This window comes from Paludisphaera mucosa, assembly GCF_029589435.1.
Classification (GTDB): domain Bacteria; phylum Planctomycetota; class Planctomycetia; order Isosphaerales; family Isosphaeraceae; genus Paludisphaera; species Paludisphaera mucosa.
On the sequence record NZ_JARRAG010000002.1, the window covers coordinates 4,092,322 to 4,110,859 of the forward strand.

Genomic DNA, 18,538 nt, shown 5'->3' on the forward strand with positions numbered 1-18,538 from the left:
AATGAACGTGTGGGCGAGCGGGCGGGTTGGGCGAAGTTGGATGGGCCGGCGGGGATTCGCCGGCTGATCACCCTCCGACAGGACGAGTCCGAACGGTTCGCATCACTGCGCCGTTCCCCCTGGAAAGAAGCGATCCGGCCTTGGGAAGCGCGGACGACCGATTTCGCGAGATGTTCTACGAGGAGGCCCGCGAGCTGCTCATCAGCCTGGAAGAAGGGCTGATGGAGCTGGAGCGGCGCCAGGGCGACCGCGCGCACCTCGACAAGACCTTCCGCGCCGCGCACAGCCTCAAGGGGGCCTCGGCGATGGTCGGCCTGGGGTCGATCGCCGAATTCACCCACGGCATCGAGGCCGTCCTCGAACGCATCCGCATCGGCAGCCTGGCCGTCGACTCCGACATCATCACCACGCTCCTTGAGTCGCGCGACCACCTCGCGGCCATGATCGAGGGCGAGGCCGCCGACTCCCCCATCCCCGGATCAGGCCACCTGAGTCAGCGCCTCGCCGCGCTGCTGACCCCGCCCAAGCCCGCGCCTCCGCCGGCCGCGCCGGCCCAGCCCGCGGCCTCGCCGGCCCCGGTCCCCACGCCCCCCGCCGCCTCGAAGCCCCCGGCACCGAAGGCGACGGCTCCCGAGCCCCCCCCGCGGAAGCCGGAGCCGCCTGCGCCCGAACCGGCCCCGACGCCCGAGCCGCCGGCCGCCGAGGCCGCCGCCAAGCCCAAGCGCTCGCGCCGCAAGCCCGAGGCCGAGCCGAAGCCCAAGGCACCCGCCCGGCCGAAGGCCGCCGAGCGCAAGACGATGCCGGCGGCGGAGGAGGTCGAGCAGGGGGGCCCCAACGAGTCGCTCTACCGGATCCGGTTCGCCCCCGGCCCCGACGTCCTCAAGCGCGGGGTCAACCTGCTGGGGGTCTTCGACGAGCTTCGCGAGCTGGGGACCCTCGACGTCCAGGCCGACGTGGAGGCCGTCCCGACGCTCGACTCGTTCGACCCCGAGTCCTGCTACCTGAGCTGGACGTGCACGCTGCGGACCGAGGTCGAGCCCGAGCGCCTGGACGACGTCTTCCTGTTCGTCTTCGAGGACGGCGCGATCGGGGTCGAGCGCCGGCTGCCGGGCGGGTCGTTCGAGCCGGTGGAGACGCCGCTGCTGAAGCTGCCCCGGGGCACGCCGGTCTCGTCGCCGCCCTCGGCCATCGTCCGGCCCCGGGCCGCCGCGCCCGCCCCGGAAGCCGAGTCGACGCCGGGCGAGCCGGCCGCCGCGCCGGCCCTCAAGCCCGCCGACGCCGCCGCGACCAACGGCGCGGCGCGGTCCGGCGCCGGTACGCCCACGCCGGCGGCGCGTCCCCACGGGCGGATCCGGGTCGACGCCCAGCAGCTCGACGACCTGGTGGGCCTGGCGGGCGAGCTGGCGGTGATCTCCGACAACCTCCAGGGCCTGCGCGAGGTCAAGAGCGCGTCGCCCTGGGGCTCGACTCTCGAAGCCCTGCTGCGGGTCAGCCGCGAGATCCGCGACACCACGCTCGACCTCCGCATGGTCCCGGTCGACGAGCTCTTCTCGCGGTTCCCCCGGTTCGTGCGCGACCAGGCCGACCGCACGGGCAAGGAGATCGAGCTGCGGATCGTGGGCCAGGAGACCCGGCTCGACCGCACGATCGTCGAGCGGCTCGGCGACCCGATGATCCACCTCATCCGCAACGCCGTCGACCACGCGCTCGAGCCCCCCGAGGAGCGCCTGGAGAAGGGCAAGTCGCGGGTCGGCCGGATCACGCTCTCGGCCGGCCACGAGGGGGACCGGGTGGCGATCAAGGTCGAGGACGACGGCCGCGGCCTCGATCGCGAGCGGATCGTCCGCAAGGGGATCGAGCGCGGCCTGATCCCCTACGGCACGCCGGCCGACGACCCCCGGGTTGTGAGCCTGATCTTCGAGCCCGGCTTCTCGACCCGCGACCAGGTCAGCGACATGTCGGGGCGGGGCGTGGGCCTGGACGTCGTCCGCGACTCGGTGCGGGCCCTGCGCGGCAGCCTGGCCGTCGAGAGCGCGCCGGGGAAGGGGACCGCGTTCATCTTCCGGCTGCCCCTGACCCTCGCCCTGATCGACGGCCTGCTGATCGAGACCGGCGGCGGGCGGTACGTGGTGCCGCTGGCCCAGGTCGAGGAATGCGTGGCCCTGGGGGGGGTGACCCAGGCCCTCTCCGCCGACCGCCCCTGCGTCACGGTGCGCGGGGAGCTGGTGCCGACGGTCTCGCTGCGAGGCCTCTTCGGGATCACCGGGACGCCTCCGGCCCGGCAGGAACTGCTCCTCACCCGGCACTCGGGCCAGCGGGTGGGGGTGGCCGTCGACCGCCTCAGCGGCCGGGTCCAGGCCGTCATCCAGTCGCTCGGCGAGGGCCTCCACGGGCTGGGGCGGTTCTCGGGCGCGACGATCCTGGGCGACGGCTCGGTCTCGCTCATCCTCGACCTCGCGGCGCTCGTGTCGGAATCGCGGCTCGCCGAGAACCAATCCCGTAACAAGCCCCCGGCCGGCATGAGGGCGGAGAACGTGCGATGAGATTATCCCTGCGCGTGAAAGTCACCCTGGCGCTGGTGGCCTTCGGCCTCATCCCGGCGGCCATCGTCGCGGCGACGGCCTACCTGGCCGACGACCAGTTCAAGCGCAAGCAAGACCTGATCATCCAGACCGCCGCCGCGGCCATCAGCGACAAGATCCACACGATCGCCCTGGCCAACCAGAAGACCCAGCCGGCCCCGGCGCCCGAGCCGGAAGGCGGGGCCCCGCTGCCCGAGTGGAACCTGAACGACGGCAACCGGCGGTCGATCCAGAACGCCGTCTCCGAGGTCGTCACCCGGTTCGAGCTGGCCAACGCCCACGTGATGGTCGTCGACCCGGCCAACCGCGTGCTGATCCGCCTGCGCGGGCCCAGCGGCTCGTTCGACGACAAGTCGGACCAGCTCGATCAGCGCTACCACAAGACCGCCAATCGGGCCCAGAACCTGATCAGCAACGATCACGTCGAGGCCGTCGACGGCGAGGTCTATCTGGAGCCCGAGGTCGTCGGCTTCGCCCCGATCCGGCTGGCGACCGGCGCGACCGCGGCCGAGCACGGCTACGCGGTCCTCGTCGCCGTCCCCCGCAAGAACGCCTACGAGACGATCTACGACTCGCAGAGCAAGATCCTGCTCCTGCTGGCGACGATCATCCCGCTGACGCTCATCCTGAGCTTCCTCTTCGGCCGCTGGTTCATCCGGCCGCTCCTGAAGATCATCGACGTCACCGGGGACCTCCACGAGGGCCACCTCTACAACCGCACCGGCATCGTCCGCTCCGACGAGATGGGCGAGCTGGCCGGGCTGACCGACTCGGTCGTGGTCAAGCTCTCGGAGGTCGTGGGCCAGATCCGCAACATGACCGCGTCGGTCTCGACGGCGAGCAACGAGCTGAACTCGAGCGCCCAGCAGCTCGCCCAGGGGGCCCACGAGCAGGCGGCGACGCTGCAGGAGATCGGCAGCAGCCTGCAGTCGGTCGACGGCTCGGTCGCCCGCAACGCCCAGCACGCCCGCGACACCGCCCGGACCGCCAACGAGGCGAGCGCCCAGGCCGGCCGCGGCGGCGAGGCGGTGCACCAGACGGTCGCCGCGATGCGCGAGATCACCCAGAAGATCCTGATCGTCGAGGACATCGCCTACCAGACGAACCTGCTGTCGCTCAACGCGGCCATCGAGGCGGCCCGCGCCGGCCCGCACGGCCGGGGGTTCGCCGTCGTCGCCGGCGAGGTCAAGAAGCTGGCCGAGCGGAGCCAGGCGGCGGCCCAGCAGATCAGCGACCTGGCCAAGAAAAGCGTGGCCGTCGCCGAGAACGCGGGCCAGCTCCTGGAGCGGACGGTGCCGATGATCCGCGACACCTCGGAGCTGATCTCGGAGATCGCCGCGGCCAGCCAGGAGCAGATGAACGCGATCCGCGAGATCAACATCGGCGTCAAGCAGCTCGAGGACGTGGTCTCGCAGAACGCGGCGGCCAGCCACGAGCTGGCGGCGACGTCGACCGACCTGGCGATGCAGTCTTCGAGCCTGCAGCACGTCGTCGAGTTCTTCCGGCTCGACTCCGTCGCCTACGCGCCCCCGGCCCCGCCCGCGGCGGGCCGGGGGCTCGACCACCAGCCGTCGCGGGGGGTCGCGCACCGCCCGCCGCGGCGGTCGCCGGTCCATATCGCGGCGGAGGTCCACCACGGCGGCAACAACAGCGGAGTCGAGGGCCGGAACCACGGCGGCCGGCACGGCGGCACCCTGCCGGCCCCGCCGCCGGCCTCGTCGCAGGGCTCCGGGCCCGGCGGCTCGCCGACCGGGGTCGTCCCGCCGCCGCGGGGCGGCGTGGTGGTCAACCTTGACGACGACGACAATTTCGAGCGATTCTCATGAGGGGGATCCGGCTCGCCGAGCCGGCTCGCCTGCGCCATGATCCCCCCGCCCCACGGCCTCGGCCGCCGGCCCCGCCGCGCGTGACCGGCGGGGCGACCGCCTGGGAGGGCCTCCGCGGATGACCGAATTGACCGCCGACGAGACCGCCGAGGCCGACCGCGCCCAGTCCTTCGTCGTCTTCCGACTCGGCGGCGAGGGCTACGCGCTGGAGGTCCTCCGCGTCCAGGAGGTGCTCGACGTGCTGTCGATCACCGAGGTCCCGGGCGCGTCCCGCTCCCTCCTGGGGGTGATCAACCTTCGCGGCCACGTCGTGCCGGTGTATGATCTAAGGATACCGTTCGGACTCCCCGTCGACGCCAAGCCCGCTCGCGCCCCGAGCGTGCTGATCGTGGAGACGGAGGCGGGGAACGATTCGGACGTGACCGGGCTTCTCGTCGACCGCGTCTCCGACGTCCTGGAGTTCGCGCCCGACCAGGTCCAGCCGTCGCCGCAGCTGGGGCTCGGGAAGACCACGCCGTTCGTCCGGGGCCTGATCCGTCACCAGGACGCCTTCTTGCTCGTACTTGACGTGGACCGTGTCTTCTCGGTCCTGGCTACGATAAACGGCGAGGGAGTCTAACGTGGCGTCGTCGGGCCTGCTGCCACCCTCGCCCTCCGGCGATCCCGATCCGTGGTCCGAGAAGGATTTCGGCTGCGTCATCGCGTTCCTCCGGAACCAGATCGGGATCACCCTGGAGACCCATCGCATGGGCCTGCTCCAGGCCCGGCTGCGGTCGCGGCTGCAGGCGCGGGGCATCGGCAGCTTCACCCAGTTCTACGACCAGGCGCTGCGGCCCGACCCCACGGGCTGGGGCGCGCAGCTCCTGATCGACCTGAGCACGGTCAACCACACCTCGTTCTTCCGCGAGCCGGCCCACTTCACGTTCCTGATCGAGCAGGTGTCGAACTGGCTGCGGGAGTCGCCGTCGACCCCGGTGCGGATCTGGTCGGCGGGCTGCTCGTCGGGCCAGGAGCCGTACAGCATGGCGATGGCCCTGGCCGAGGCGCTGCCGCAGCACGGCCTCTCGCGGATGGACATCTGGGGGAGCGACCTCTCGCTGGAGATGCTCAAGGTCGCCGCCGGGGCCATCTACACGGCCCGCGACGTCCAGGGGGTCTCGCAGGCGCGGCTCCGCCGCTTCTTCCTGCTGGGCCGCGGCCCCCGCGAGGGCTCGTTCCGGATCGTGCCCGAGATCCGCGACCTGGTGAAGTTCCGTCACATCGACCTGCGGACGTCGCACTGGCCGATCCCGACCGACTTCCACGTCGTCTTCTGCCGCAACGTGTCGATCTACTTCTCGGACGAGGAGCGGCAGGTGCTCCTGAACCGCCTGGCCCAGCACATCCGGCCCGGCGGCTGGCTGGTGATGGGCAACGGCGAGATCCTGCCCTCGGTCCCGGCCATGTTCCGCAAGCAATCGCCCTCGATCTTCCAGAAAGAGGATTGATCCCCCATGGCCCTGCGCGACCGTTCGACCCCGCCGGTCCCGCCCTCCCACCACCCGGCCATCGAGGTGATGGTCGTGGACGACAGCGCCGTGGTCCGCCAGCGATTGAAGGCGATCATCGAGTCCGACTCGCGGTTCCGGGTGTCGCTCGCGGCCGACCCCTACGAGGCGGTCGCGATGCTCAGCCGTTCGGTGCCCGGGGTGATCGTGCTCGACGTCGAGATGCCCCGGATGGACGGCCTGACGTTCCTCCGGAAGCTGATGAAGCAGCACCCGATGCCCGTCGTCCTCTGCACGTCGGTCGCCGACCGCGCCGTCACGGCGCTGGAGATGGGGGCCATCGAGGTCATCGCCAAGCCCAACTGGCTGGACGCCTCGCGGCTGCCGGAGTGGTCGGCGAACATGCTGGAGAGCATCCGCAACGCCGCCCGCGCCGGCCGGCTCCCCCTGCGCGAAGATCGGCCCCAGGGCAACGCCGACTCGCGGCACTCGGCCGACGTCGTGCTGCCGTATCTGCCCCACGTCCCCCGCGGCACGGTGAGCGACCCCGTGGTGGTGGTGGGCGTGAGCACCGGCGGGGTGCAGGCGATCCAGGCCCTGCTCGCCGGCTTCCCGGCCAACGCCCCGGGCATGGTGGTGGTCCAGCACATGCCGGCCGACTTCACCGGTGCCTTCGCCGATCGGCTGAACAACGACCCGCGGATCAAGCTGGAGGTCGCCGAGGCCCGCCACCACGAGCCCGTGCGGCAGGGCAAGGTCCTGATCGTCCCGGGCGGGGCGTCGCACGGCATGATCAAGCGTCACGGCTCGGGCTACCGCGTCGAGCTGCAGGAAGGGCCGCCGGTCTGCCTGCACCGGCCCAGCGTGGAGGTCCTCTTCCGGTCGGCCGCGCAGGCGGCGGGGCCGGCCGCGGCCGGCGTGATCATGACCGGCATGGGCGACGACGGCGCCGGCGGCCTGCTGGAGATGCGCGAGGCGGGCTCGCTCACCATCGCCCAGAACGAGGCCACCTGCATCGTCTTCGGCATGCCCCGCGAGGCGATCCGACGGGGCGCGGCCAAGTACGTCGTCCCCCTCGACGCCATCGCCACGACGATCCAGGCCTGGGTCGCCAACCCCGAAGCCGGCACCTGGCACTGAGGCCCGGGCCGGTCGGGGTCTTTCGGCCCATCGATCAGTACGAGTCGGCGCTGATGACCTCTCCGCCGGCGATCGTGTTGAGGCCGAGCCAGGTGGGCATGTTGATGCTGTTCTTGATGAACCGCACCGAGCCGTCGCCCATCAGCGTGTTGATCCCGCCGGCGTGCCGGCTTCGGGCCCCGGCGTAGGCCGGCTTGTCGCCCGCGTCGCCGGTGCAGGGCAGGCCCTGGACGGGCTCGCTCACGCACATCGGCGTCTGGTTGAGGTAGTCGCCCGTCAACCCCGTGCGGTAGTAGTCGATCGGGTTGTTCGGCGCCAGCCGCGACTGGTACGACGCGCCGCCGGGGAGCGTCGACCACATCAGGCCGCGGACGTCGTAGAGCGCCCCCTGGAGGATCTCGGCGGCGAAGGCCGTGTTGCTGGTGCCGTCGGTCACGGCCGCCACGCCGATCGTGTAGAAACCGAAAGCCCCCTTCTGGAAGCTCGGCGGGGCCCCGGTCGCGGGGTCGACCATGGGGCTGGCGGCGGCCTTGGTGTCCTGCCCCCACCACAGGTTCCCCCAGTTGGCGGCGTAATTCCCCTTCGTGAACACGAGGGCGTTGAGCGGGGGGACGTTGACGTAGCTGGGGGCGACCTGCCAGGTGTTGATGCGGTCGCTCGGACACTGGAACGAGCTCATCTTCGTCCCGGCCACCGTGCTGTTGACCCAGAACCCGAGCGGGAGTGGGAGCATCGGCCCCTCGGAGCCGATGGCGAAGTTGTACGAGTTCGCCAGGTTCCCCTGCTCGATATACGGCAGCATCAGGCAGAACCAGGGCGTATTCTGGCAATTATTGAAGATATTGGTGCCGCAGGCTCCGGCCCCGGGCGCCATGACGCTGCCGACGCCGCGGACACAGCCCGTGGGGAAGCTGTCGCCGGCCGAATGGTAATTGTGCATGGCCAACCCGAGCTGCTTCAGGTTGTTCGTACACTGGATCCGCCGCGCGGCTTCGCGCGCGGCCTGGACGGCCGGGAGGAGCAGGGCGATCAAGACGGCGATGATGGCGATGACCACCAGCAACTCGATCAACGTGAAGGCGCGCGCTCTCGAAGTCCTGGACATGGAACGTCGACTCCTGAATGCGTTGCGGGGACGTAAGACGACCAGCGGGAAGGGTGCGGACGGACTTGCCACCACGGCTCCGTGCAGGCATCGCGCCTCAGGCTACCAAGGCGTGGCCATCATGGCCATCAGGAACCCCAGAATTATCGGCGGCTCCCGCCGACGCCATCAGATCTTCATGCGGCTTGCCGTGGTGGCGGAAAGGACCGGGAAGATGCGATGATAAAAGGCAACAGCCCCGGCCGTCCGGTCGCGGCGGTCGGCGACGTCGAGGAGGGCCTTGCAGCGGTGGTCGATTTGCGCGTGGACCTGGGGAGGCTGTCGCTGGAGAATCCGGTCCTGACGGCCTCCGGCACCTTCGGATACGTCCGCGAGATGGCGGGCTTCGTGCGGCTCGAACGCCTGGGAGGGGTGGTCCCCAAGACGGTGACCCAGCGCCCCCGGGCGGGCAACCCCACGCCCCGGACCGTCGAGACCCGCGCCGGGCTGCTCAACGCGATCGGGCTCGACAACGACGGCCTCGACCACTTCCGGGAGCATCACCTCCCCTATCTCCGCACGGTGGGCACGGCGGTGATCGCCAACATCGCCGGCGAGGACGAGGACCAGTTCGTGGCGATGGCCGAGGCCCTCGGCGGCGAGCCCGGCCTGGCGGCGGTCGAGTTGAACGTCTCCTGCCCGAACGTGAGCCACGGGCTCGACCTGGGGATCGACGCCCGGGCCGTCGGCCGGCTGGTGCGGCGGGTCCGCGAGGCCTGCCCGCTGCCGGTGATCGCCAAGCTGACGCCCAACGTGACCGACGTCGTGGCGATCGCCGCCGCCGCCGCCGAGGCCGGGGCCGACGCCGTCACCCTGATCAACACCGTCCGGGGCATGGCCGTCGACTGGCGGCGCCGCCGGCCGATCCTCGCCAACGACGTCGGCGGCCTGAGCGGCCCGGCGATCAAGCCGATCGCGCTGCGGATCGTCTGGGACGTCGCCCGCGCCCTGCCGAGCCTGCCGATCATCGCCGTCGGCGGGATCGCCGACGCCGACGACGCCCTCGAATTCCTCGTCGCCGGCGCCTCGGCCGTCCAGGTCGGCACCGCGACCTTCTACAACCCGGCCGCCGCCGAGGCCGTCCTCGACGGCATCATCCGCAAGCTCGACGAGGCGGGCGTCGCGTCGGTCGCCGAGATCATCGGCTCGCTGCGATCGAACCGGGGGTGACGCCGGGCCGGCGGAGCACCCGATAGATCGTCCCCGGCCGGCGTTCGCCGGCCTCGTCGAGGGTCCACGCGGGCTCGGACTCGGAGACGAGGCCGACCGCGGCGGCCGCCTGCGGGAAAGCCTCGGCCGAGGCGCGGTAGGGGGTGGTGAGGAGGGCCTCGCCGCCGGGGGCGAGCATGCGGGCGAGGACGCCGGCGACGAGCGGGACGAGCTTCTTCTCGTACAGCACGTCGGCCGCGATGATGCGCGGGTATCGGGCGTCGGGCGGCTCGCGCCAGTCCAGGAGCAGGGTCGTGGCCCGCTCGGCCGGGAAGCCGTTCTCGGCGACGCTGCGGCGGATGAAGCCGAACGCGGCGGGGTCGTAATCGCTGAAGCTCACGCGGAAGCCCAGGGCCATCGCGGCGAGGCCCCCCAGGCCCAGCCCGCAGCCGAGTTCCAGCACCTCGTCGCGGGGGTCGTCGGCGGCCCACCGCGAGACGACGGCCTCGGCGAGCATCCCCGCCCCGGGCCAGAGGTAGGCCCAGTAGGGCATGTAGTCGTCGGTGCGGTTCCAGGCGTGGACCGCCGGGTCGTCGAGCAGGCGGTCGGGCTCGACGGGGCGCGCCAGGCGGATCGAGCGGCCGGCGAACTCGAACGTCGAGACCGTCGTCGGCCCCCGGTACTCGGGCGCCGGGGGACTGGCGTCGTGGGGGGCTCGCGCGACCGACATGGGGCTCTCCGCGCGACCGTGGGTTTGACGGCCGGCTTATACTGGGACGTCGTCGCGACGCCGACTCAGGCGCGGCCGCGACGGCCCGACGATCAGGCGATGGAGGTCGACGCCGACGATGGACGCGCCCAGGAACGAGGACCCGACGGCCCCGCGGCCGGCCGCCGACTCCCGCGTGAGCCTGGCGATCCTCACGGTGCCGGGGCAGGCGAACCCCTTCGGGACGCTGCACGGCGGGGTCATGCTGCGGATGGCCGACGAGTGCGGGGCGGTCGCGGCGCTCCGGCACGTGGGCCGGGGACAGGTCACGACGGCCGCGATGGACTCGATGACGTTCCTGTCCCCGGTCTACGTCGGCGAGCGGGTCGAGATCGTCGCCGAGGTCACGCACGCGGGACGGACGTCGATCGAGACCCGGATCGAGATCTACGCCGAGGCCCTGCACCACCCCGGCCGCCGCAAGGTCGGCTCGGGCTACGCGCTCTACGTGGCGCTCGACGACGAGGGGAAGCGGCCCCACGAGGTCCCGCCGCTGCTCTCGACGACCGAGGCCGACCGGCTCCGCGACGAGGCGGCGCGGGACCGGCAGGCCGTCCGCCTGGCCCGCCGCGAGGAGGCCAGGCGGCACGATCGCGAGTTCCTCTGACCGACTCGCGCGGCCGCGGCTCAGGCCGACGCCGGGGGGGTCGTCTCGGCGGCGGCGGTCGTCGAGACCGCGCCCGGGATCTCGAACTTGGGAATGCTCTCGTCGGCCGGCGTCGCCGAGGCCCGCGCGGGCTCGTACGTCGTGGTCGGCTTGGGGGCCTGGTAGGGCGAAGTGTAGCTGGAGATCGACGACGAGGAGTCGTCGAGGCCGCTGGTCACCTCGTTGAGCCCCTTCTTGAACTCGACGATCCCCTTGCCCAGGGAGCGGCCCACTTCGGGGAGCCGCTTGCCGAAGAGCAAGACGGCCAGCCCCATCACGATCATCATCTCCATCGGCCCGAGATTGGGTAGCATGCGTGAGGCTCCGTGTCGTGTGCGACCGCTGCGCGTGTTGGTCCGTCCGTCCGTCCGATCCGTCCGCCGTCGCGGCCGGGATCAGGGGGAGGGGGGGGTGATCTTCTTGTCGACGTTGACGGCCTCGTCGATCTCGTCCTCGATCCCCGACACGCCCTTCTTGAACTCGGTGACGCTCTTGCCGAGCGAGCGCATCACGCTGGGCAGGCGGTTGCCGAACATCAGGAGGGAGACGAACGCCACGATCACGAGCTCGGTGGTCCCGAGGTTCGGCAAGAATGCGAGCGGCATGGCTGGGTCCTCAGTCGGTCGGTTCGAGTCGATGCGGTTCGAAGATGCCAGGGGGTCAGGTCCGGGTGAAGCTCAGGGGGGCGGGGGCGGGCCGGCGACGATCAGGGTTCGGGCGACGATCCAGGTGACGACGGCCGCGGCCGCGAGCAGGGTCAGCGCCCAGAAGAGGCGGTTCCCCCGCGTCAGCGAGGCCCCGACCACGCGCCCGCGACGGCGGGCGGCCGACTCGCCCCGGCGGACGGGGCTGAGCCAGGGCAGGACGGCCCGGGCGCGATCGCTCTTGAGCACCCCGGAGCGTCCGTAGAGCGCCAGGGCGACCGCGGCGATCAACACCAGTTCGCGGAAGCCGATCATCACGCCTCGCCCGATGCTCGCGGGAATGGGACGACGCCTCGGCCGCACCAGGCGCGGCGACGGGTCGAATGCGAAGGATGGCCCGCGGGGGGCGGGAAACCGGAGGGGTTGCGCACACGGGACGCCGCCGCGTTGATGGGGGCCGACAGATCGGCGCCGACCATAGGCCTGTGCGTCTCGACAGGGACGACGCGGGGGGATTACCTCATCCCATCCTATCGGCCCCCATCCCCCTGTCAATCCCCCTCCCCGGGCGGCGCGGGCCCGATCCGGCCCGAACGCCGTTCCGCGGTGCAGAAACGCCCGGTCCCGGCCGCCGCCTCGTTTGAACGGGCGGATTCGCGGCTGGTATAATCCATCCTCGCCTGGAGTGCCGGGGACGCCTGGTCGTCGTTCGATGGGGTGGAGGCTGAGGATGGCGTCGGCCGGTGACGAGACGGGAGGGGCCCTCGAGGCGGCCTTGCAGGACGCCCAGAGCGTCCTGGAGGCGCGTCGTCGCGCCGAGGAGGCGCTCTCGGCCGAGCGCGAGCGGCTGCGGATCACGCTGGCCAGCATCGGCGACGGGGTGATCAGCACCGACGCCGAGGGCCGGGTGACGTACCTCAACGGCGTCGCCGAGCGGCTGACCGGCTGGGCCGTCGCCGAGGCCGCCGGCCGGCCGCTCCAGGAAGTCTTCCGGATCGTCAACCAGTATTCCCGCGAGCCCGTCGAGAACCCGGCGCTGCGGGCGCTGCGCGACGGCGTGGTCGTCGGCCTGGCGAACCACACGATCCTGATCGCCCGCGACGGCGCCGAGCGGCCGATCGACGACAGCGCCGCGCCGATGTTCGACGGCCGGCGCGCGGCGATCGGCGCCGTGCTGGTCTTCCGCGACGTGACCGAGCGGAGCCGGGCCCACGAGGCGCGGGCGCGGCTGGCGGCGATCGTCGATTCGTCCGACGACGCGATCGTCAGCAAGGACCTCGACGGCGTCGTGCAATCGTGGAACGCCGGCGCCGAGCGGCTCTTCGGCTGGCCGCGAGAGGAGGCGGTCGGCCGTCCCCTGGCTTCGCTCATCATCCCGCCCGACCGCCTGGGCGAGGAGGAAGCGATCCTGGAGAAGATCCGCCGGGGCGAGCGGGTGCCGCCGTTCGAGACCGTCCGGATGCGGAAGGACGGCGGCCTGGTCGAGATCTCGGCGACGATGTCGCCGGTGCGCGACGACGAGGGCCGCGTGGTCGCCGCGTCCAAGATCGCGCGCGACGTCACGGCGGCCAAGGCGGCCGAGCGGGCCCAGCGGGCGGCCGAGGAGCGGGCCCGGTTCCTCGCCGACCTGGCGGCGGCGTCGCAGGGGTCGACCGACCCGGACGCGTTCATGGCCGTCGCGGCGCGGCTGCTGGTCGAGCACATGGGAGTCGACCGCTGCGCCTACGCCGAGGTGGAGGACGAGTCGGTCTTCGTCGTCACCGGCGACCACGCGCGGGGCGTCCCCAGCATCGTCGGCCGCTGGCCGGTGGCGGCGTTCGGGGCCGAGGTCGTCCGCTGCATGGCCGCGAACGAGCCCTACGTCCTCGAAGATTCCGAGGCCGACCCCCGCGCCGGCACGGACCTCGCGGCCTTCCGCGCGACGCGGATCCGGGGCGTGATCTGCGCGCCGCTGCACAAGGACGGGCGGCTCATCGCCGCGATGGCCGTCCACCAGGCGACGCCCCGGCGATGGACGCCGGAGGAGGTCTCGCTGCTGGGCACGGTCGTCGACCGCTGCTGGGAGACGCTGGAACGAGCCCGGATGGCGCGCGGCCTGCGCGAGAGCGAGGCCCGGTCCCGGGCGATCGTCGAGACCACGCCCGAGTGCGTCAAGCTCGTCGCCGCCGACGGCGTCGTGCTCCAGATGAACCCCGCCGGCCTGGCGATGCTGGAGGCCGACGGGCCCGGGGACGTGGTGGGCCGGAGCGTCTTCGGCGCGATCGCGCCCGAGCATCTCGCCTCGTTCCGCGCCTTCCACGAGCGGGTCTGCCGGGGCGAGCCCGGGAGGCTGGAGTTCGAGATCATCGGCCGCCGCGGGACCCGCCGCCACATCGAGTCGTCGGGCGTGCCGCTGCCGGCCGCCGGCGGCGGCTTCCACCACATGGCCGTCTCGCGCGACGTCAGCGAGCGCGTCCTGGCCGCCCGCGCCCTGGCGGAGAGCCGCGCCCGGCTGGACTACACCGTCCGGCTCTCCGGCGTCGGCTTCTGGTACTGCGACCTGCCGTTCGAAGTGCTGACCTGGGACGTCCGCGTCAAGGAGCACTTCCACCTGCCTCCCGACGCGACCGTCACCATCGAGACCTTTTACGAGCGGATCCACCCCGAGGACCGCGAGCCGACCCGCCGGGCGATCGAGGCGTCGATCGCGGGCCACGCCGGCTACGACGTCGACTACCGCACCGTCCACCCGACCACGGGCCAGGTCAAGTGGATCCGGGCGCTGGGGGGGGCTGCGTACGCACCCGACGGGACGCCGACCCGGTTCGATGGCGTGACCGTCGACGCCTCCGCCCGCAAGCTCGACGAGCAGCGGCTCGCCCGCCTGCTCGAGCGCGAGCGCGAGCAGACCCGGGTGCTCCGCCGCGTGGCCGACGCCGCGCTGGCGATCCAGTCCGCGGACTCGCTCGAAGGCGTGCTGCGGGTCGTCGCCGAGGAGGGCCGGGCCGTCGTCGGCGCCCACCAGGCCGTCACCAGCCTGACGACCGGCGACGACGGGGGCCAGGCCGTCACCACGGTCTCGCTGTCCGACAAGTACGCCCGCTGGCGCGATTACAGGGTCGAGCCGACCGGGCAGGGGATCTACGTCCAGGTCGTGCGCTCCAACCGCCCCATGCGACTGACCCAGGCCGAGTTGGAGGCCCATCCCGCCTGGCGCCGCTTCAGCGGCCACGCCGCCGAGCACCCGCCGCTGAGGGGCTGGCTCGCCGTCCCGCTCATCGGCCGCGACGGCCGGAACCTCGGCCTGCTCCAGCTCTCCGACAAGGAGGACGGCGAGTTCACCGAGGCCGACGAGGCCGTGATCGTCCAGCTCGCCCACATCGCCGCCGTGGCCATCGAGAACGCCCGTCTCAACGGCGAGCTCCGCGAGCAGGACCGCCGCAAGGACGAATTCCTGGCCCTGCTCGCCCACGAGCTGCGCAACCCCCTGGCCCCGCTCCGCAACGGCCTCCAGCTCATGCGGCTGGCCGCCGACCCGGCGACCGTCCTGCAGGCGCGGGCCATGATGGACCGGCAGCTCGGCCACATGGTCCGGCTCATCGACGACCTGCTCGACGTCTCGCGGATCAACCAGAACAAGATGAGCCTGCGGCGCGAGCGGGTCCTGCTGGAGGACGTCGTCGCCGCGGCCGTCGAGACCGCCCGGCCCCTGATCGAGGCCGCCGGCCACGAGCTGGCCGTCGCGCTCCCGCCGGGGCCGACGCCGCTCTTCGCCGACCTGACGCGGCTGGCCCAGGTCTTCAGCAACCTCCTGACCAACAGCGCCAAGTACACCGCCCACGGCGGCCGGATTCGGCTGAAGGCCCGTCGCGAGGCGGCCGAGGTCGTCGTGGAGGTGCAGGACGACGGCATCGGCATCCCGGCCGAGTCCCTCCCCAGGCTGTTCGACATGTTCTCGCAGGTCGACCGCAGCATCGAGCGCTCCACCGGCGGGCTGGGCATCGGCCTGGCGCTGGTGAAGGGCCTGGTCGAGATGCACGGCGGCGAGGTCGAGGCCGCCAGCGAGGGGCCGGGCCGCGGCAGCACCTTCACCGTCCGCCTCCCCGCCCTGCCCGTCGAGGCCGAGGCCGGCGGCGACGTCGGCCGGCCCGAGGCCCAGGCGGGCGCGACCGCCCCCCGCCGGGTGCTGGTGGTCGACGACAACCGCGACTCGGCCGCCTCGATGGCCGCGATCCTGCGGATCCTCGGCGGCGAGGTCCGCACGGCGCACGACGGCCTGGAGGCGGTCGCGACGGCCGAGGCGTTCCGGCCCGACGTCATCCTGATGGACGTCGGCATGCCCCGGCTCAACGGCTACGACGCCACCCGCCGCATCCGCGAGGCCCCGTGGGGCCGCGCCATGGTCGTCATCGCCCTGACCGGCTGGGGCCAGCAGTCCGACCGCCTCCTCTCCCGCGAGGCCGGCTGCGACGGCCACCTGGTCAAGCCCGTCGACTTCCCCGACCTGGAGAAGCTCCTCGCCGAACTGGCCCCGCCCCGGTAGGCCTGCCAGAGAGGGCGATCCGGCTCACAGCCGCGGGTCCACCGGCTCGCTCTCCAGGGCGAGGACGCCGAAGACGCACTCGTGGACGCGCCGGAGCGGCTCGCCGCGGACGAACCGCTCGAGGGCCTCGACGCCCAGGGCGAACTCGCCCAGGGCCAGCGACCGCTTGCGGCCGAGGCCCCGGGAGCGGAGCCGCGTCAGGTTCGCCTCGGTCGTGTATTCGGGGCCGTAGATGATCCGCAGGTACTCGCGGCCCCGGCACTTCACCGCCGGCTGCGCCAGGCCGCGGGCGCCTTTCAGCAAGAACGGCAGGGGCTTGACGACCATGCCCTCGCCGCCCCGATCGGTCAATCCCTCCCACCAGGCGATCCCCTCCGCCTCGCTCGCCGGGTCGGTGACGTCGACGACCTTGTAGGGCGTCGCGAGGAGCAGCTCCGGGTCGGCGCGGCAGATCTCGGCCAGGATCTCCATGTGCCAGACGTGGTCCTTGTCGACCTGCGCGCGGCCCTCGGTGGCGAGCAGGTGGAACGGGGCCAGCTTGTAGCCGGCCAGGCCGGCGACCGGCCAGCAGTAGCGTCGGTACGCGGCCACGAACCGGCCGACGTCCTCGGCCCGGCGGTGGAACGCCGCCTCGACCTCGCGCAGCTTCGCGCGATCCTCCCCCTCCAGCCGCCCCGCCGCGCGTTCGAGCGCCGCCACGGCGCGCGGCAGCGAGGCGGTCCCCGCCGCGCCGACGGCCGCGTACTGCGACTTCAGCAGCTCCTGCGCCTTCGCCGACCACGGCATCAGCTCGCAGTCGAGCAGGGCCCACGAGGTCTCCAGGTGCCTCCAGACGTCCGCGGACGTCAGCGCCCCGCGGACGCGGTCGAGGAACGCCCGCTCCAGGTCGGCGTCGCGAAAGAACCGGCGCCCGGTCCGGGTGACGACCGCGCCGACCTCGCCCTCGACGCCGAACCGATCGCGCGCGGCGGCCTCGTCGCGGCAGGCGACGACGACGGCCCGCGAGCCCATGTGCTTCTCCTGGCAGACGACCCTCGGCGCGCCCTGGGCGCGGTAGTACGAGAACGCCTCCGCCGGGTGCTCCAGCAGCCCGGCCTCGCGGCTGGTCTCGCAGGGGGACATCGTGGGCGGCAGGTAGACCAGCCAGCGCGGGTCGACGGCGAACCGGCTCATCACCTCCAGGGCCGCGGCGGCGTTCTCCTCGCGGATCGTCACCGGGCCGCGAAGGCGGGTCGGGATGATCCGCTTGCCGATCACGTCTTCGAGGTCGAGCGTCCGGTTGTTCTCCTGCTGGGCCGAGGCCGCGGGGGCCTGCTCAGCGACGGGGAGGAACGGCCGGGAGGGCTCGCGATACGTCCGCGCGGCGGGGACCGAGACGAACGCGCGCTCGGGCCAGCGCAGCGCCGTCAGCGCGCCGCCGAAGACGCAGCCGGTGTCGACGTTCACGGTCCCGTTGAGCCATTCCGGCGCGGGGACCGGCGTGTGGCCGTAGACGACGGCCGCCTCGCCGCGGTACTCCGCGGCCCAGTTCACGCGGACGGGGAGGCCGAACTCGTCGGTCTCGCCCGTCGTCTCGCCGTAGAGGGCGAAGTCCCGCACCCGCGACGAGCCCCGGCCCTGCATCTCCGCCTTCATCCCGGCGTGCGCGACCACGAGGCCGCCGCCGTCGAGCACGTAATGGCTGACCAGGCCGTCCAGGAACGCGGCCAGGTCGGCGACGAACGGGGCCCGCGCGTCGTCCGGCAGGGCGTCGATCTCGGCGAGCGTCTCGGCCAGGCCGTGGGTGATCTGCACGTCCTTGCCGCGCAGCTTCCTCAGGAGCTTGACGTCGTGGTTGCCCGGGACGCACAGCGCCGAGCCCCCCGCGACCATGGACGCGACGAGCCGGACCGTGTCCAGCACCCGGGGTCCGCGGTCGACCAGGTCGCCCACGAAGACCGCCTTGCGGCCCTCGGGGTGGGCGTGGAAGGCCTGGCCGACCAGCGCCGGCCCGCTCGGGGCCACGGCGGCGACCTCGTATCCGAGCCGCCCCAGCAACGCCTCCAGCTCGTCGCAGCAGCCGTGGACGTCGCCGATGACGTCGAACGGCCCGCGGTCGTCGCTGCGGTCGTTCCAGAGCGGCACACGTGCAACGACCGCCGACTCGACCTCCTCGGGCGACCTCAGCACGAAGACGTGGCGGAACCCTTCCTTGCGGAGGTTCCGCAGCGAGCGCCTGAGCTGCGACGCCTGGTTGCGGACGACGTGCGGGCCGAACTCCCGATCCGCGCGGCCCCGGTTCCGCTCGTGGCAGACGCCTTCCGGCAGGTCGAGCACGATCGCCACCGGCAGGCAGTGGTACCGCCGCGCCGCCTCAACCAGCGGCCGTCGCGCCTCGGGCTGGACGTTGGTGGCGTCGACGACCGTCAGCCGCCCTCGCTCCAGCCGCTTCGCCGCCACGAACCGCAGCACCTCGAACGCGTCCTTCGTGGCGGATTGTTCGTTCTCGTCGTCGCTCACCATGCCCCGGCAGGCGTCCGACGAGAGGATCTCGGTCGGCCGGAAATGCCGTCGCGCGAACGTGCTCTTCCCGGACCCGCTGGGGCCTACCAGGACGACGAGGGACAGCTTGGGGATGGATATGGTCATG

General features: G+C 72.5%; 14 protein-coding genes. 8 read left to right on the forward strand and 6 right to left on the reverse strand.

Annotated elements, in window-relative coordinates; genetic code table 11:
• The first annotated feature begins 140 nt into the window (after nucleotides 1-140).
• From PZE19_RS25580 to cheB, 5 genes are all read left to right on the forward strand, one after another.
• The gene (locus PZE19_RS25580; RefSeq protein ID WP_277863438.1) at nucleotides 141-2,543 is read left to right on the forward strand and encodes a chemotaxis protein CheA; all 2,403 of its coding nucleotides are present in this window, start codon (nucleotides 141-143) and stop codon (nucleotides 2,541-2,543) included.
• A complete protein-coding gene (locus tag PZE19_RS25585; RefSeq protein ID WP_277863439.1) occupies nucleotides 2,540-4,408 on the forward strand; it encodes a methyl-accepting chemotaxis protein in 1,869 nt (622 codons plus the stop codon). The genes PZE19_RS25580 and PZE19_RS25585 overlap by 4 nt, the downstream gene beginning before the upstream one ends.
• Nucleotides 4,409-4,526: 118 nt before the next feature.
• Complete coding sequence (locus tag PZE19_RS25590) at nucleotides 4,527-5,027, forward strand: chemotaxis protein CheW (RefSeq protein WP_277863440.1); 501 nt, start codon at nucleotides 4,527-4,529, stop codon at nucleotides 5,025-5,027.
• Between the two features lies 1 nt (nucleotide 5,028).
• The gene (locus tag PZE19_RS25595) at nucleotides 5,029-5,895 is read left to right on the forward strand and encodes a CheR family methyltransferase (RefSeq protein WP_277863441.1); all 867 of its coding nucleotides are present in this window, start codon (nucleotides 5,029-5,031) and stop codon (nucleotides 5,893-5,895) included.
• A gap of 6 nt (nucleotides 5,896-5,901) precedes the next feature.
• Entirely contained in the window at nucleotides 5,902-7,035 is a 1,134-nt protein-coding gene (gene cheB / locus PZE19_RS25600) for a chemotaxis-specific protein-glutamate methyltransferase CheB (protein WP_277863442.1), read from the forward strand.
• A gap of 34 nt (nucleotides 7,036-7,069) precedes the next feature.
• On the opposite strand, the gene PZE19_RS25605 is transcribed toward cheB, so the two are convergent.
• Nucleotides 7,070-8,140 (reverse strand): DUF1559 domain-containing protein, encoded by a 1,071-nt coding sequence (locus PZE19_RS25605; RefSeq protein ID WP_277863443.1) that lies wholly within the window; start codon nucleotides 8,138-8,140, stop codon nucleotides 7,070-7,072.
• Nucleotides 8,141-8,428: 288 nt separating this feature from the next.
• Between PZE19_RS25605 and PZE19_RS25610 the strand changes: the two genes are divergently transcribed.
• A complete protein-coding gene (locus PZE19_RS25610) occupies nucleotides 8,429-9,349 on the forward strand; it encodes a dihydroorotate dehydrogenase (protein WP_368411383.1) in 921 nt (306 codons plus the stop codon).
• Here PZE19_RS25610 and PZE19_RS25615 read toward each other — a convergent pair.
• Nucleotides 9,318-10,058, reverse strand: coding sequence for a class I SAM-dependent methyltransferase (locus tag PZE19_RS25615; RefSeq protein WP_277863445.1), 741 nt, complete (start codon nucleotides 10,056-10,058; stop codon nucleotides 9,318-9,320). The two genes, PZE19_RS25610 and PZE19_RS25615, sit on opposite strands and share 32 nt — an antisense overlap.
• Nucleotides 10,059-10,176: 118 nt before the next feature.
• On the opposite strand from PZE19_RS25615, the gene PZE19_RS25620 reads away from it, so the two are divergent.
• On the forward strand, nucleotides 10,177-10,704 hold the full coding sequence (locus tag PZE19_RS25620; protein ID WP_277863446.1) for an acyl-CoA thioesterase: 528 nt from the start codon (nucleotides 10,177-10,179) through the stop codon (nucleotides 10,702-10,704).
• 20 nt (nucleotides 10,705-10,724) lie between these two features.
• Here the strand turns inward: PZE19_RS25620 and PZE19_RS25625 are convergent, their stop codons facing one another.
• The 3 genes from PZE19_RS25625 to PZE19_RS25635 form a co-directional block, all read right to left on the reverse strand.
• Entirely contained in the window at nucleotides 10,725-11,057 is a 333-nt protein-coding gene (locus PZE19_RS25625; RefSeq protein WP_277863447.1) for a Sec-independent protein translocase subunit TatA/TatB, read from the reverse strand.
• Nucleotides 11,058-11,138: 81 nt separating this feature from the next.
• Entirely contained in the window at nucleotides 11,139-11,348 is a 210-nt protein-coding gene (locus tag PZE19_RS25630) for a Sec-independent protein translocase subunit TatA/TatB (protein ID WP_277863448.1), read from the reverse strand.
• A 72-nt stretch (nucleotides 11,349-11,420) separates the two neighbouring features.
• The gene (locus PZE19_RS25635) at nucleotides 11,421-11,702 is read right to left on the reverse strand and encodes a hypothetical protein (protein ID WP_277863449.1); all 282 of its coding nucleotides are present in this window, start codon (nucleotides 11,700-11,702) and stop codon (nucleotides 11,421-11,423) included.
• A gap of 415 nt (nucleotides 11,703-12,117) precedes the next feature.
• On the opposite strand from PZE19_RS25635, the gene PZE19_RS25640 reads away from it, so the two are divergent.
• Nucleotides 12,118-15,909, forward strand: coding sequence for a PAS domain S-box protein (locus PZE19_RS25640; RefSeq protein ID WP_277863450.1), 3,792 nt, complete (start codon nucleotides 12,118-12,120; stop codon nucleotides 15,907-15,909).
• Nucleotides 15,910-15,933: 24 nt separating this feature from the next.
• Here the strand turns inward: PZE19_RS25640 and PZE19_RS25645 are convergent, their stop codons facing one another.
• Entirely contained in the window at nucleotides 15,934-18,537 is a 2,604-nt protein-coding gene (locus PZE19_RS25645) for a polynucleotide kinase-phosphatase (protein ID WP_277863451.1), read from the reverse strand.
• Between the last annotated feature and the right edge of the window lies 1 nt (nucleotide 18,538).

Bases quoted from the DNA above. Each gene is read 5' to 3' on its own strand.
- PZE19_RS25605 (WP_277863443.1), bottom strand. From the start codon at position 8,140: ATGTCCAGGACTTCGAGAGCGCGCGCCTTCACGTTGATCGAGTTGCTG.
- PZE19_RS25620 (WP_277863446.1), top strand. From the start codon at position 10,177: ATGGACGCGCCCAGGAACGAGGACCCGACGGCCCCGCGGCCGGCCGCC.
- PZE19_RS25630 (WP_277863448.1), bottom strand. From the start codon at position 11,348: ATGCCGCTCGCATTCTTGCCGAACCTCGGGACCACCGAGCTCGTGATC.
- PZE19_RS25645 (WP_277863451.1), bottom strand. From the start codon at position 18,537: ATGACCATATCCATCCCCAAGCTGTCCCTCGTCGTCCTGGTAGGCCCC.
- PZE19_RS25585 (WP_277863439.1), top strand. From the start codon at position 2,540: ATGAGATTATCCCTGCGCGTGAAAGTCACCCTGGCGCTGGTGGCCTTC.
- PZE19_RS25625 (WP_277863447.1), bottom strand. From the start codon at position 11,057: ATGCTACCCAATCTCGGGCCGATGGAGATGATGATCGTGATGGGGCTG.
- PZE19_RS25590 (WP_277863440.1), top strand. From the start codon at position 4,527: ATGACCGAATTGACCGCCGACGAGACCGCCGAGGCCGACCGCGCCCAG.
- PZE19_RS25615 (WP_277863445.1), bottom strand. From the start codon at position 10,058: ATGTCGGTCGCGCGAGCCCCCCACGACGCCAGTCCCCCGGCGCCCGAG.
- cheB (WP_277863442.1), top strand. From the start codon at position 5,902: ATGGCCCTGCGCGACCGTTCGACCCCGCCGGTCCCGCCCTCCCACCAC.
- PZE19_RS25635 (WP_277863449.1), bottom strand. From the start codon at position 11,702: ATGATCGGCTTCCGCGAACTGGTGTTGATCGCCGCGGTCGCCCTGGCG.
- PZE19_RS25640 (WP_277863450.1), top strand. From the start codon at position 12,118: ATGGCGTCGGCCGGTGACGAGACGGGAGGGGCCCTCGAGGCGGCCTTG.